Below are 13,820 nucleotides of genomic sequence, written 5' to 3'. Positions count from 1 at the left end.
CCCCCCCCCCCCCCCCCCCCCCCCCCCCCCCCCCCCCCCCCCCCCCCCGCCCCCCTCCCCCCCCCCCCCCCCCCCCCCCCCCCCCCCCCCCCGCGAGGGAAACGGCCCCCACGGACCCCACCGCCGCTACTGGCGTCCCGGACGGAACACACGCGGCGCCACTGGACACACGCAGGGCCCCGGAACCGGCGCAGGGGTTCCGGGGCCCGGTCAGGGAGCGAGCCGGCCGGCCCGCCCGCCGCGGCCGTCACACGCGGCGCAGCACGGCGACGACCTTGCCGAGGATGGTCGCGTCGTCGCCGGGGATCGGCTCGTAGGCCGCGTTGTGCGGGAGGAGCCACACGTGGCCGTCCTCGCGCTTGAAGCGCTTGACGGTGGCTTCGCCGTCGAGCATGGCGGCCACGATGTCGCCGTTCTCGGCGACCGGCTGGCGGCGCACGGTGACCCAGTCACCGTCGCAGATCGCGGCCTCGATCATGGAGTCGCCGACGACCTTGAGGACGAACAGTTCGCCGTCACCGACGAGCTGGCGGGGGAGAGGGAAGACGTCCTCGACGGACTCCTCCGCGAGGATCGGACCACCGGCGGCGATGCGGCCAACCAGTGGGACGTACGACGCGGCGGGCTTGCCGGCGGTGTCCGTGGGCTGGACGGTCACGGCCTGGTCGGATCCACGCACTTCGTAAGCGCGCGGACGGTGCGGGTCGCGGCGCAGGAAGCCCTTGCGCTCCAGGGCCATCAGCTGGTGGGCGACCGACGACGTGCTGGAGAGGCCGACGGCCTGGCCGATCTCCCGCATCGACGGCGGGTAACCGCGCCGCTGTACGGAGTCCCTGATGACCTCGATCACCCGGCGCTGCCGGTCGGTGAGTCCGGAGCTGTCCGCCCGGATGCCTGGAGGTCGGCCCGGCAGGGAGCGCTTTTGTCCCTCGGGATTCGTGGCTTCGTTCATCGCGTGTACCGGCTCGACTCGGCCCAAGGAGCGGTCCTGGGCGGTGATGGTGGCACTGTCTGCGGTGGTGGTCACGTCGGCCCCTCTCGATGGTCTCCCTGCTGCACAACGGTAGTTGCTTTCGAAAGGTTGCGCCAAACACACGTTCGAGTGAAAAAGTGCGTTTCACCTGACGCGATCATGTGTCTGGGTGTATGGCTCACGCGACACTTGGCGGACAAAAGCGCCCATTGTTGTACTCTTCACCGCCGGGGTGTGCTCGCCTCGTGGGCTGCGCCCCAGTCTGCCATCCGGAATCCCACAGTCCGGGATCCGGGGCCCTTTCTGCGCGGGAGTGCCACGCCTCCTCCCTGTGGCGCCCACGGTATCCCCGCAAGCGGCGCGGCGACACCGCTCGGCGCCCGCGTGTCCCCGCTGGTCGCCGCCAGTGCCCGGGGTCGCTCTTCCCACGCGACACGCGTTTCTGCCTCGATGTATGAGTCAATCCCCACATCTAGTGGTTGGATGGCTACCGCAGCCCAGAAGTTGTGGTCCCCCGGGTCCGAGACGGCTTGGCGATCGCCTATGCTTAGGGCTGCTTCGCGGGGCCCCTGGGTCTGGCGAGGCTGACGAGTCTGCTGTGAGGAGGGTTGGAGAACATGCACTGCCCCTTCTGCAGGCATCCCGACAGCCGTGTGGTCGACAGTCGTACGACCGACGACGGCACGTCCATCCGCAGGCGCCGCCAGTGTCCTGACTGCTCCCGTCGTTTCACGACCGTGGAGACGTGCTCGCTCATGGTGGTGAAGCGGTCCGGAGTCACCGAGCCTTTCAGTCGCACCAAGGTCATCAACGGCGTGCGCAAGGCGTGCCAGGGGCGGCCTGTCACCGAGGACGCGCTCGCCCAGCTCGGCCAGCGGGTCGAGGAGGCGGTGCGTGCGACCGGAAGTGCCGAGCTGACCACCCACGACGTGGGTCTGGCCATACTCGGTCCGTTGCAGGAGCTGGACCTCGTCGCCTATCTGCGGTTCGCCTCCGTCTACCGGGCGTTCGACTCGCTCGAGGACTTCGAGGCCGCCATCGCGGAACTGAGGGAGGCGACGGGAGGCCCCGCCGCGGACGAGGAAGACGCGGCAGGGAGCCAGGAAGACGATCGCGGGCCCGGCGGGACCACTCAGGTCCCCGTGCCCGCCCGCGCCGCCGACTGACCGGAGGGCCGGAAGCCGGGAGGAGACCCGGGTTCCGGCCGGGAGGCGGCGAACGAAGACCTGTTGCGGGCGGCAGCTGAGGGTGCCCGCAACGCAAGACGGAAACACGTGCCCATGGGAACAAATGGGCACTTCAGGGCGTTTTTGCCCGTACAGGGAGGCGGCATGACAGAGACGGCGAGCGGTCCGGCACGAGGTTCCCGAGCCAAGGGCGCCAAGGTCACCAAGGGACTGCGGATCGAGCGCATCCACACCACCCCCGGAGTGCACCCGTACGACGAGGTGTCGTGGGAGCGCCGTGACGTCGTCATGACCAACTGGCGCGACGGCTCGGTCAACTTCGAGCAGCGTGGCGTCGAGTTCCCCGACTTCTGGTCGGTGAACGCGGTCAACATCGTCACCAGCAAGTACTTCCGGGGCGCCGTCGGCACCCCGCAGCGCGAGACCAGTCTCAGGCAGCTGATCGACCGCATCGTGAAGACGTACCGGAAGGCCGGTGAGGACTACAAGTACTTCGCCTCGCCCGCCGACGCCGAGATCTTCGAGCACGAGCTGGCCTACGCCCTCCTGCACCAGATCTTCAGCTTCAACAGCCCCGTCTGGTTCAACGTCGGCACCCCGCAGCCCCAGCAGGTGTCCGCCTGCTTCATCCTGTCCGTCGACGACTCCATGGAGTCGATCCTCGACTGGTACAAGGAAGAGGGCATGATCTTCAAGGGCGGCTCCGGCGCCGGCCTGAACCTCTCCCGCATCCGCTCCTCCAAGGAGCTGCTGTCCTCCGGCGGCAACGCCTCCGGCCCGGTCTCCTTCATGCGCGGCGCCGACGCCTCCGCCGGCACCATCAAGTCCGGTGGTGCCACCCGCCGCGCCGCCAAGATGGTCGTGCTCGACGTCGACCACCCCGACATCGAGGACTTCATCGAAACCAAGGTCAAGGAGGAGGAGAAGATCCGCGTCCTGCGTGACGCGGGCTTCGACATGGACCTGGGCGGCGACGACATCACGTCCGTCCAGTACCAGAACGCCAACAACTCGGTCCGTGTGAACGACGAGTTCATGAAGGCGGTCGAGAACGGCGACAAGTTCGGTCTGCGCGCCCGCATGACCGGCGAGGTCATCGAAGAGGTCGAGGCCAAGGCCCTCTTCCGCAAGATCGCCGAGGCCGCCTGGGCCTGCGCCGACCCGGGCATCCAGTACGACGACACCATCAACAACTGGCACACCTGCCCCGAGTCCGGCCGGATCACCGCGTCGAACCCGTGCAGCGAGTACATGCACCTGGACAACACGTCCTGCAACCTGGCCTCGCTGAACCTGATGAAGTTCCTGAAGGACGACGGCAAGGGCAACCAGTCCTTCGAGACCGAGCGTTTCCAGAAGGTCGTCGAGCTGGTCATCACCGCGATGGACATCTCGATCTGCTTCGCGGACTTCCCGACCCAGAAGATCGGCGAGAACACGCGCGCGTTCCGCCAGCTCGGCATCGGCTACGCCAACCTGGGCGCCCTGCTGATGGCCACCGGCCACGCCTACGACTCCGACGGCGGCCGCGCCCTGGCCGGCGCGATCACCTCCCTGATGACGGGTACGGCCTACCGCCGCTCCGCCGAGCTGGCCGCGGTCGTCGGCACCTACGACGGCTACGCCCGCAACGCCGACGCCCACAACCGCGTCATGACGCAGCACGCCGACGCCAACGGCAAGGCCGTCCGCATGGACGACCTGGACACCCCGGTGTGGGCCGCCGCCACGGAGGCCTGGCAGGACGTCCTGCGCCTCGGCGAGAAGAACGGTTTCCGTAACTCCCAGGCGTCCGTCCTCGCGCCGACCGGCACCATCGGCCTCGCCATGTCCTGCGACACCACCGGTGTCGAGCCCGACCTGGCGCTGGTGAAGTTCAAGAAGCTCGTCGGCGGCGGCTCGATGCAGATCGTCAACGGCACCGTCCCGCAGGCCCTGCGCCGCCTGGGCTACCAGGAGGAGCAGATCGAGGCGATCGTCGCCCACATCGCCGAGAACGGCAATGTGATCGACGCCCCCGGCCTCAGGCACGAGCACTACGAGGTGTTCGACTGCGCCATGGGCGAGCGCGCCATCTCCCCGATGGGCCACGTCCGCATGATGGCCGCGATCCAGCCGTGGATCTCCGGCGCCATCTCCAAGACGGTCAACATGCCGGAGACGGCGACCGTCGAGGAGGTCGAGGAGATCTACTTCGAGGCCTGGAAGCTGGGCGTCAAGGCACTCGCGATCTACCGCGACAACTGCAAGGTCGGCCAGCCGCTCTCCGCCAAGAAGAAGGAGACGGAGAAGAAGACCGAGGAGACCGCGGCCGTCGAGCCCAAGGTCGAGAAGGTCGTCGAGTACCGCCCGGTCCGCAAGCGCCTCCCGAAGGGACGTCCCGGCATCACCACGTCCTTCACCGTCGGCGGCGCCGAGGGCTACATGACGGCCAACTCCTACCCGGACGACGGTCTCGGCGAGGTCTTCCTGAAGATGTCCAAGCAGGGCTCGACCCTCGCGGGCATGATGGACGCCTTCTCCATCGCCGTCTCGGTCGGCCTCCAGTACGGCGTGCCGCTGGAGACGTACGTCTCGAAGTTCACCAACATGCGCTTCGAGCCGGCCGGCATGACGGACGACCCGGACGTGCGGATGGCGCAGTCGATCGTCGACTACATCTTCCGCCGCCTGGCACTGGACTTCCTGCCCTTCGAGACCCGCTCCGCGCTCGGCATCCACTCCGCCGAGGAGCGTCAGCGGCACCTGGAGACCGGCTCCTACGAGCCGGCCGAGGACGAGGTCGACGTCGAGGGCCTGGCCCAGTCGGCGCCGCGCGCCCAGGAGCTGAAGGCGGTCGCCACGCCGAAGGCCGAGGCCGAGGCGGCCAAGCCCGCGCCGCGGCAGGCGCACACCAGCGCCGAGCTGGTGGAGATGCAGCTGGGCATCCAGGCCGACGCCCCGCTGTGCTTCTCCTGCGGTACGAAGATGCAGCGGGCCGGTTCCTGCTACATCTGCGAGGGCTGCGGCTCGACCAGCGGCTGCAGCTGATGACACGCCGTTCCTGAAGTAAGGGGCGCCGGCCATGGCCGGCGCCCCTTACGCGTTGCGGAACCGGGCCGTCAGGACAGGTGTGCCCTGCCCATCACCTGGGTGAAGGTGGCCGGGTCCTCGTCGAAGCCACGCACGCCGGGACGGAACGTCCACTCCTCCGAGCCGTCCCGGACGAACTCGGCGATCGTGGCGGCCGTCGACCCGAGGACCGACGCGAAGCCGTCCTCGGCGAGCACGGTGTACCCCTCACGGATGCGGACGGCGGGATTCAGCACCTGGGCGAACGTCTTGTGCCCGGGCCGCTGTTGGATGACGACACCTACCACCACGCGCGCGTAGCGGTCGCTGAGGCGGTCCAGTTCGAGCGTCATGACCTCGTCCCAGCCGAAGCCCTTGCCGTCCGTGCTGTCGCGGTTGAGGAGGATCGTGCCGTCCGGCGAGCGGCTGTCGAAATGCACCAGATAGGCCGGATCCCCGTACGGGGCACCCGACAGGAACGTCGCCGCGACGATGTCCAGATCCGTCGGCGGCCGACCCGCCGGACTGGGGTCCCACTTGAGCGCGACCTCGACCTTGCGGATTCCCTTGCTGAAGCCGGTCACCAGGCTTTCCCTTCCCCCTGTGGCTCGCTCGACCCCAACTCCCCATCGGCCGGGGTTCCTTGCCGTCCATCGTCCCACGCGCGCGGGGGCACGTGTGCGGGCGATCTCCGCCGGAAGCGTGACCGACGCCACGCCGGGTGGCCTTACGATGGCGCGGTGCTGGTCAAGTGGATTCGCTGCACCGTGGTGGACCGCCGGGGGTTCGAGCGGGGACAGCGAAAATGGGCGGGGCTTCTGGGGGAGCCGGGTTTTCGGGGACAGGGCGGGGGCTGGAGCCGGCAGCGGGCGGGTGTGGCGCACACCTTCGCCTTCTGGGAGAGCCGTGCCTTCTACGACTCCTTCATGGCCCGCTCCCACGACCGCCTGGCCGCCGCCCAGTCCGGCACGTTCAAGGACGCCCAGGTCAAGTTGTTCGAGTACCGCTTCGACGTGAAGACGGGCTTCGAGCCGCGGTTCACCGATGCCGATCTGATCCGTGTGGCCCTGTGCCGGGTCCATGAGGAGCGCGTGGAGCATTTCACGCTCATGCAGGAGAAGGTCTGGAATCCCGCGATGGCGGGCTCGCCCGGCATGATCCGCGGCATGTTCGGCGAGGCGGCCGAGCAGGAGTTCCTCATCCTGTCGATGTGGCGGTCGGCGGCCGAGCACGGCAAGTACCGCACGGAGCGTGTGGAGCGCCTCGCCCTGCGTGCCCAGACCGAGGCGGACATCGCGGCGCTCTCCGGTGACATCGTGGACCTCGAGCCGACATGGACGGTCTGATGTGTCGGTTCGACAAACCAACGCACTGCCCCGAGGCCCCGATACGGCGGGTCCGGAAGCGGCCCCCGACACGGGACGCGTGTGACCTACGCCGTACAGGGCCCCTCTGAGTGCTCGACTCCGCGCAGTTCGAACTAGGGTTTTGGCATGGCACGACCACGGCGCATCGTCCTTGTCCGGCACGGCGAGTCCACGGGCAACGTCGACGACTCCGTGTACGAGCGCGAGCCCGACCACGCCCTCGCGCTGACCGACCGCGGCTGGCGGCAGGCCGAGGAGACCGGCAAGCGGCTCCGCGAGGTCTTCGGCCGGGAACGCGTGAGCGTGTACGTCTCCCCGTACCGCCGCACCCACGAGACCCTCCGCGCCTTCCACCTCGACCCCGACCTCATACGCGTCCGCGAGGAACCCAGACTGCGCGAGCAGGACTGGGGCAACTGGCAGGACCGCGACGATGTGCGCATGCAAAAGGCCTACCGCGACGCGTACGGCCACTTCTTCTTCCGGTTCCCGCAGGGCGAGTCCGGTGCCGACGTGTACGACCGGGTCGGCGGCTTCCTGGAGAGCCTGTTCCGCAGCTTCGAGGCCCCCGACCACCCGCCGAACGTTCTTCTGGTGACCCACGGGCTGGCGATGCGGCTGTTCTGCATGCGCTGGTTCCACTGGACGGTCGCGGAATTCGAGTCCCTGGCCAATCCCGGGAACGCGGAGATGCGGATGCTCGTTCTCGGACAGGACGGCAAGTACACACTCGACCGGCCCTTCGAGCGCTGGCGGGAACCGGTGCCGTACTGGGCGAACGGATAGAGTGGCAGGGCGATGACCGCTGACTCCTCTTCCCTCGTACGCCTGGAACGCGCCCTGGCGAGCCTGCGCGGACTGGCCGTGGGGGACGCGCTGGGCTCCCAGTTCTTCGTTCCCGTGAACTACCCGCTGCTGAAGCGCCGCGAGTTGCCCGCGGGCCCCTGGCAGTGGACGGACGACACCGAGATGGCCTGCTCCGTGGTCGCCGTTCTCGCCGCCCATCACCGCATCGACCAGGACGCGCTCGCCCGCTCCTTCGCCGAGCACCACGACTTCGACCGGGGCTACGGCCCCGCGGTCAACCGGCTGCTGCGCCTGGTCCGGGAGGGCGAGGACTGGCGCCGGCTGGCCGCCGGACTCTTCAACGGTCAGGGTTCCTGGGGCAACGGCGCCGCGATGCGGATCGCGCCGCTGGGCGCCTGGTACGCGGACGATCCCGAGCAGGCGACCCACCAGGCGGAGATCTCGGCCTATACGACGCACCAGCACCGGGAAGCCGTGGTCGGGGCCATGGCCGTGGCTGCCGCGGCGGCACTGGCCGGCTCACCGGACGGCCCGCCCGCCCCCGAGGCACTCCTCGACGGTGTCATCGCACTCGTCCCGAAGAGCGCGGTCGGCCAGGGCCTCCGCCGCGCCCGCGACATGCTCGACTACGGCGACCCCGCCACCGTCGCCGCCGTCCTGGGCTGCGGGCGCCGTACGACGGCCCACGACACCGTTCCCTTCGCCCTCTGGTCCGCCGCGCGCTCTCTCGGTGACTACGCGACGGCGTTCTGGACCACCGCTCAGGTCGGCGGGGACGTCGACACGACCTGCGCGATCGCGGGCGGCGTGCTCGCCGCCGGCAAGTCCGGGGCGCCGCCCGCCGAGTGGGTGCGGCACACCGAGGCACTGCCGGACTGGGTCCCCACGGGGGCCTGACGGCCGTCTGGCCCACGGGGGCCTGCGGCTTCCGTCTGACTCCGCCCGACTGCTTCCGGCGGCCCTGTGGCGACGGAACAGAAACTCTCCGTGTCCGTCGGGAACCCTCCGTGACCGTCGCCCGTTCTTCCGGTATCCGCCGTCCACCGCGTCTGTGGTCGGGTGGGTGGGCGGAGCCGTGACGAGGAGGGACGGAGGGGTGGGAGATGGCGATCGATTCGCGGGTGCGGGTGGCAGTGCTGGTCCCGGCTCTGGTCGTCCTGTTTCTCGGCTTGTCCAGGGCGCTGGTGGCAGTGGTGCGGCCGACCGGCCCCCCGCGTGCGCCGGCTGTTTCCCGGCGGCGGTCCGGTCGGCCGCGGCTTCGCGAGGCTCGGCCTGGATCAGCCGAGGTGCGGCCCCGCCGTGCCCGCGAGGGACTCGAGGTCGCCCTTGCGAACCCTGAGCACCAGCCAAGCGGTGAGGAAGGCCAGCGCTGCCATCGCGGCGGCAGGTATGAAGGCCGTGGAGATGCCATGGGCGAGCACGTCGTGACCCCAGGGCGCGGGCAGTTGGTGCGTCTTGGCGAACTCCGCCTTCTGCTCCGGCGAGCCGTCGGCGAGGAACTTCGGCAGTTGCCTCTTCGCCTCGTCCGTGCTGGCCGACCCGAAGACAGTCGTCAGGATGGACAGCCCGAGCGAACCACCGACCTGCTGCATCGCGTTGAGCAGTCCGGAAGCCGCTCCCACCTCGTGCGGGGCGACACCCGACACGGCGGTCACGGTGGCCGTCACGAAGTTCAGGCCCATGCCGAAGCCGAACACCAGCATGGGCCCCAGCACCCCGCCCACGTAGGTGCTGTCGGGCCGGATGAAGGTCTGCCAGGCCAGCCCGATCACCACCAGCGCGGAACCGCCCATCATGAACGGCTTGGGACCGAGCACCGGCAGGAAGCGCTGGGACAGGCCCGCACCGACCGCGATGGCCGCGGTCACGGGAAGGAAGGCGAGACCGGCCTTGATGGCGCTGTAGCCGAGCACGTTCTGCACGAACAGCACGATGTAGAAGAACATGCCGAACATCGCCGCGGCCAGGCTCAGCATGATCACGTACGTGCCCCAGCGGTTCCGGTCGGCGAACATCCTGAGCGGTGTGATGGGCTCCTTCGCCCGCATCTCGGTGAGGACGAAGGCGAACAGGAGCACCACGGCCGCGCCGAAGGAGCCCAGGGTGAGGCCGTCCCGCCAGCCGTCTTCGGCCGCGCGTATGAACCCGTACACCAGCGAGGCCATGCCGACCGTGGAGGTCAGGGCACCGGTGAGGTCGAAGCGTCCGGGATGCCGCTCGGACTCGTTGATGTACAGCGGTGCGAGCGAGGCGATCAGCACACCGATGGGCACGTTGACGAACAGCACCCACCGCCAGTCGAGCCAGTCGGTGAGCATGCCACCGGCGAGCAGGCCGATGGCACCACCGCCCGCGGAGACGGCGGCGAACACTCCGAAGGCCCGGTTCCGTTCGGGTCCCTCGGGGAAGGTCGTGGTGATCAGGGCCAGCGAGGTGGGCGACGCGATCGCGCCACCCACGCCTTGCAGGGCCCGTGCGGCGAGCAGTTGCCAGGGTTCCTGAGCCAGACCGCCCAGCAGCGAGGCGAAGGTGAACAGCAGGATGCCGGCCATGAACACCCGTCGGCGGCCGAGGATGTCACCGGCTCGCGCCCCGAGCAGCAGCAGACCGCCGAACGTGAGCGTGTAGGCGCTGACCACCCAAGTCAGGTCGGTGGTGCTGAACTTGAGTGCGTCTTGAATGTGCGGGAGCGCGATATTCACAATCGTCGCGTCGAGTACCACCATGAGTTGGCAAGCCGCGATGACGGTGAGTGCGATGCCGGGATGTCCATCCCGGCGGGCCACGCCCGGTTTCTGATCGTTCTTGAGCAACTGAGAGGTCGTCACTGTGGGTCCCCCATAAAGGCGTTAGTGAACGCTCGCGTTCACTGTCGCGTCTACGGTAGTGAGTCCCCAACAGTGAACGCAAGCGTTCACTTAATCGCGCGCCGCGTCCCGCGTCCCCCTGTTGCTGCAACGCGGCGCCACTCCCCCCGGAATCCCCGCTTCCCTTGCATGTTGGAGAAACGCAGATGGTTACCTCGCGCTGGACGGCCGCGTCCGCCCGGACGGCTTCCCCTCGTCGGCGCGGTGCGGTGTTGGAGCGCGCGATCCTCGATGCCGCTCTGGAGCAGCTCAGCACGGTCGGCTGGAAAGGCCTGACCATGGAGGGCGTCGCGGCCGGCGCCCAGACCGGCAAGGCCGCGGTCTACCGCCGCTGGCCCTCCAAGGAGGACCTGGTCGCCGATGCCCTGGTCTCCGGACTGCCTCGTGTGGAAAAGGCCCCGGACCTCGGGAGTGTCCGCGAGGACCTGCTCACTCTGTGCCGTCAGGTGCGGCAGATCATGTACTCGCGGCCCGGCGTCGCATTGCGTTCGGTCATTCACGAATGCGATCACGTCCAAGTCGAGCGCTTCGAGGGAGTGATCTTCGGGAGCGTGGTGGAGCCGACCGTCAAGCTGCTCCGCGAGGTCATCACCCGTGGAATAGGGCGAGGAGAGGTCCGCCCGGACGCGGCCAACGGGTACGTCTTCGATGCCGTCCCGGCCATGATGATGTACCGGTCGAAGATGTGCGCGAGCGAATGGAACGATCAGGATCTCGAAGAGATGATCGACCATCTGATGCTCCCGCTGCTGCGGCCGTACGGGACCTGATCCGCCGCGCCGGCACTCCCGATCCCGGCCGGGCGACCGGGGTGTCGCACGGCGATCCCGGCGGCGTACGCTAAGGGCGCCATGCCGTACGAACCACCTACTCACACCGTCGAGCGCTCCCTGCGCGCCACGACCGGAGCGAAGGTCATTGCCGGTGTCGACGAGGTGGGGCGCGGCGCCTGGGCCGGGCCCGTCACCGTCTGCGCGGCGATAACCGGGCTCCGTCGCCCGCCCGAGGGACTGACCGACTCCAAGCTGCTGACGATCAAGCGGCGTACGGAACTCGCCCTGACCCTGCGGTCATGGGTGACGGCCTACGCGCTGGGGCATGCTTCCCCGGAGGAGATCGACGACCTGGGGATGACGGCCGCGCTGCGGCTCGCCGCAGTCCGCGCCCTGGACGCCCTGCCGGTCCGCCCCGACGCCGTGATCCTCGATGGGAAGCACGACTACCTCGGCGCACCCTGGCAGGTACGCACGGTGATCAAGGGCGATCGGTCGTGCGTGGCCGTCGCGGCGGCGTCGGTGATCGCCAAGGTCCAGCGAGACAAAATGATGGCCGAACTGGGTATCGACCATGCACACTTCGGATTCGCGGACAACGCCGGGTATCCGTCGCCCGTGCACAAGGCCGCACTGGAGGAGTGGGGGCCCACCCCGCACCACCGATTGTCGTGGGCGTATCTTGATGCGTTGCCTCAGTGGCGGCACCTCAAGAAGGTCCGCAGCTGGGCGGACGGAAGCGTTCCGGAAATTGAGGGTCAGCTCGGTCTCGATTTCTGACGGTTCCGCTCGCACTGATGTGCCACCCGGTCATCCGCGCCGCACCAACGTTTGATAAATATCAGCTCATGCCTCTCATTCCCGAGGAGCCTCAGATTCACGAGAGTGCCCAGGGTCCCCGCGCCACTCCGGCCAGCGGCCGTACCGCGCCGACCCCCCGCCCCGTACCCGGCCCCCGCCCCGCGGCTCCGTCCCGCCCCGGTCGTCCCGGCCCTCTGCGGCCCACGCCGCCGGTGCAGCGCACGCCGCGTGACGTGGCTCCGGCCAAGCCTGGCCCCTCCGGCCCGGCCGCTACCGCCGCCACCGCGGCGAGCCCGCAGATCCAACTGATCCCGGCCTCGGCCGAGGGTGCGCTCGACGCCGCCGAGGAGGCCGTCGACCTGCTCCTGGACTCGGGCCGTGCCCCCGGCGACGTGCTCGTGATCACCACCGGTGCGCAGCACCCGTGGGCCGAACACGAGCTGTCCTTCGGCGAGACGTCCTACTGGGCGCAGCATGACGCCGGCGACGACGTCTTCTATGCGGATGCCGCCGTCGCCTCCCGTGCCGCGTCCCGCCCGGTGGTCGTCGTGGCCGTCAACGGAGGACCCGCCTCCGCCGCTGCCACCGCCCTCCCGCTGGCCCACTCCCGGGCCGGTGCCCTGCTGATCGTCTGCGGCGACCCGCAGCAGATCAACTCGGTGCTGGGCGCCGGCGTCTGAGCCGCGTCCGGCACCTCGGGACACCGGGGTGTCGAAGGAGCCGCTCCGGCGGAATCCGCACGGTGCGGCTTTTGGCATGCCTGCACGCCGGCGTGGCTCTCCGAGGGCGCCTCGATCATGGCGTAAGGCTTGCCCGGCACGCCTGCTCCAGGTCGTCACAGCGGCGGGCGTACGCCGGGCCGGACCGTGTGTTCCGCCTGCGCGACCGCGGGCAGGCGAACGTGCCGGGGCCGCTTCAGGGTTGATCTCGCCGGAGCGGATCTCGTATCTCCGCCGCCGGACCAACGCGTGAGCCCACCCGTGTCCTCGGCGCCGCTCGCGGCACACAACGGCCCGGCCCGGTCATCGCACACCGGCTACGGCTACCGGCTGGCCCGGGCGTTTGGTGGAGCCCGGCTGCCGTGCCGTTTGTGATGCCTCGCTGGCCTTGTTGTTCGTACAGCGCGGTGCGGGCGGCACGAGCCGTCGTACCGCCCGCGCCGCGCTGCTCAGCGGGTTCAGCGAGCCGCCGCCCGGCGCAGCACCTCGGAGACCGGGCCGCCGGTGCGCGGTACGAGCTGCGGGGTCTCCGCCGTGGCGAAGGGCTCCGGCGCCGAGTGCGCGTTGGGCCGGCGTCCGCCGCGCCCTTCGCCGAGCACCTGCCAGCCGTCATGCGTCAGCGTGATGTACGCCCCGCAGCGCAGCCCGTGCAGTGTGCAGGCATCGCGCAGTCCCCACATCCAGGCGCCGTCCTCCTCGGTCCAGCGCGCGTCGCCTTCACGGCAGTAGAGCAGGACGGCCGTGCGCACCGGCGTGCGGCGGCGGAGGTCGTGCGGAATCACCCGGCGCAACTGGGCCAGCAGCGCGTTGCGGAACATCCAGCCGTCGGCCGGGGCCGGACGGCGCGTGAACGAGGCGCTGGCCCGCAGCCGCTCGTCCGGGTCGAGAACCGCCACGATCGCCGTGAGCGGCTTCGGGTGATGGCGGGCATGCAGCCCGCTGACGACCTCACGGGGGTTGCGCAGCAGAGGGATTCCGGCAGCGGCCCACTCGGCCGGCTCGAGCAGGCGACTGGCGGAAGCGGCGGACGCGGACATCGACAACGAGGCCGCCGAGGACGAGGCGAATCCGAAGGTCACGTTCCTCCCTTCGGCTACGCGCCCACACTGCGGGCGAGGTCGGATTCGGGGGAGCGCGCACCGCAGCGGAGCCCAACCGGATCACGGACGAGCCGCGCGGGGAGCGGACCTCAATTCTTCCTGTCGAACTTGGCTGCGGCAACGAGCAATTGGCGCCGCCGACTGTTATCTGGTGGTGCGTCGCTTATATCCCTAC

General features: G+C 69.6%; 12 protein-coding genes. 8 read left to right on the top strand and 4 right to left on the bottom strand.

All coding sequences use genetic code 11. The features are described from left to right. Positions 1–247: 247 nt before the first annotated feature. Positions 248–1,027: a transcriptional repressor LexA gene (gene lexA / locus ACZ4WH_RS18130; RefSeq protein ID WP_468181479.1), complete on the bottom strand. Its 780-nt coding sequence runs from the start codon at positions 1,025–1,027 to the stop codon at positions 248–250. A 563-nt stretch (positions 1,028–1,590) separates the two neighbouring features. On the opposite strand from lexA, the gene nrdR reads away from it, so the two are divergent. Then, the gene (gene nrdR / locus ACZ4WH_RS18125; protein ID WP_468181477.1) at positions 1,591–2,139 is read left to right on the top strand and encodes a transcriptional regulator NrdR; all 549 of its coding nucleotides are present in this window, start codon (positions 1,591–1,593) and stop codon (positions 2,137–2,139) included. Positions 2,140–2,304: 165 nt separating this feature from the next. After that, a complete protein-coding gene (locus ACZ4WH_RS18120; protein ID WP_468181475.1) occupies positions 2,305–5,190 on the top strand; it encodes a vitamin B12-dependent ribonucleotide reductase in 2,886 nt (961 codons plus the stop codon). A gap of 71 nt (positions 5,191–5,261) precedes the next feature. Here the strand turns inward: ACZ4WH_RS18120 and ACZ4WH_RS18115 are convergent, their stop codons facing one another. After that, the gene (locus tag ACZ4WH_RS18115; protein ID WP_468181473.1) at positions 5,262–5,795 is read right to left on the bottom strand and encodes a TerD family protein; all 534 of its coding nucleotides are present in this window, start codon (positions 5,793–5,795) and stop codon (positions 5,262–5,264) included. 156 nt (positions 5,796–5,951) lie between these two features. On the opposite strand from ACZ4WH_RS18115, the gene ACZ4WH_RS18110 reads away from it, so the two are divergent. The 3 genes from ACZ4WH_RS18110 (at position 5,952) to ACZ4WH_RS18100 (ending at position 8,282) form a co-directional block, all read left to right on the top strand. Next, positions 5,952–6,557, top strand: coding sequence for a YdbC family protein (locus ACZ4WH_RS18110; protein WP_468181471.1), 606 nt, complete (start codon positions 5,952–5,954; stop codon positions 6,555–6,557). 147 nt (positions 6,558–6,704) lie between these two features. Then, entirely contained in the window at positions 6,705–7,364 is a 660-nt protein-coding gene (locus ACZ4WH_RS18105) for a histidine phosphatase family protein (protein ID WP_468181469.1), read from the top strand. Between the two features lie 12 nt (positions 7,365–7,376). Next, positions 7,377–8,282: an ADP-ribosylglycohydrolase family protein gene (locus tag ACZ4WH_RS18100; RefSeq protein ID WP_468181466.1), complete on the top strand. Its 906-nt coding sequence runs from the start codon at positions 7,377–7,379 to the stop codon at positions 8,280–8,282. A 380-nt stretch (positions 8,283–8,662) separates the two neighbouring features. Here ACZ4WH_RS18100 and ACZ4WH_RS18095 read toward each other — a convergent pair whose 3' ends face one another. Next, complete coding sequence (locus tag ACZ4WH_RS18095) at positions 8,663–10,213, bottom strand: MFS transporter (protein ID WP_468181464.1); 1,551 nt, start codon at positions 10,211–10,213, stop codon at positions 8,663–8,665. Positions 10,214–10,398: 185 nt separating this feature from the next. Here ACZ4WH_RS18095 and ACZ4WH_RS18090 point away from each other — a divergent pair, with 185 nt between their 5' ends. The 3 genes from ACZ4WH_RS18090 to ACZ4WH_RS18080 all read left to right on the top strand — a co-directional run bounded on the left by ACZ4WH_RS18090 (position 10,399) and on the right by ACZ4WH_RS18080 (position 12,506). Beyond that, positions 10,399–11,022, top strand: coding sequence for a TetR/AcrR family transcriptional regulator (locus tag ACZ4WH_RS18090; RefSeq protein WP_468181461.1), 624 nt, complete (start codon positions 10,399–10,401; stop codon positions 11,020–11,022). 81 nt (positions 11,023–11,103) lie between these two features. Further along, positions 11,104–11,805, top strand: coding sequence for a ribonuclease HII (locus tag ACZ4WH_RS18085; protein WP_468181459.1), 702 nt, complete (start codon positions 11,104–11,106; stop codon positions 11,803–11,805). Between the two features lie 68 nt (positions 11,806–11,873). Continuing rightward, positions 11,874–12,506, top strand: coding sequence for a hypothetical protein (locus ACZ4WH_RS18080; protein WP_468181457.1), 633 nt, complete (start codon positions 11,874–11,876; stop codon positions 12,504–12,506). Positions 12,507–13,003: 497 nt separating this feature from the next. Here the strand turns inward: ACZ4WH_RS18080 and ACZ4WH_RS18075 are convergent, their stop codons facing one another. Next, positions 13,004–13,624, bottom strand: coding sequence for a hypothetical protein (locus ACZ4WH_RS18075; RefSeq protein WP_468181455.1), 621 nt, complete (start codon positions 13,622–13,624; stop codon positions 13,004–13,006). Positions 13,625–13,820: the final 196 nt, after the last annotated feature.

It is taken from the genome of Streptomyces sp. NPDC029138 (assembly GCF_055564375.1).
This window is presented reverse-complemented; position numbering and strand designations above follow the sequence as displayed.

Bases quoted from the DNA above. Each gene is read 5' to 3' on its own strand.
- nrdR (WP_468181477.1), top strand. From the start codon at position 1,591: ATGCACTGCCCCTTCTGCAGGCATCCCGACAGCCGTGTGGTCGACAGT.
- ACZ4WH_RS18120 (WP_468181475.1), top strand. From the start codon at position 2,305: ATGACAGAGACGGCGAGCGGTCCGGCACGAGGTTCCCGAGCCAAGGGC.
- ACZ4WH_RS18105 (WP_468181469.1), top strand. From the start codon at position 6,705: ATGGCACGACCACGGCGCATCGTCCTTGTCCGGCACGGCGAGTCCACG.
- ACZ4WH_RS18100 (WP_468181466.1), top strand. From the start codon at position 7,377: ATGACCGCTGACTCCTCTTCCCTCGTACGCCTGGAACGCGCCCTGGCG.
- ACZ4WH_RS18090 (WP_468181461.1), top strand. From the start codon at position 10,399: ATGGTTACCTCGCGCTGGACGGCCGCGTCCGCCCGGACGGCTTCCCCT.
- ACZ4WH_RS18085 (WP_468181459.1), top strand. From the start codon at position 11,104: ATGCCGTACGAACCACCTACTCACACCGTCGAGCGCTCCCTGCGCGCC.
- ACZ4WH_RS18080 (WP_468181457.1), top strand. From the start codon at position 11,874: ATGCCTCTCATTCCCGAGGAGCCTCAGATTCACGAGAGTGCCCAGGGT.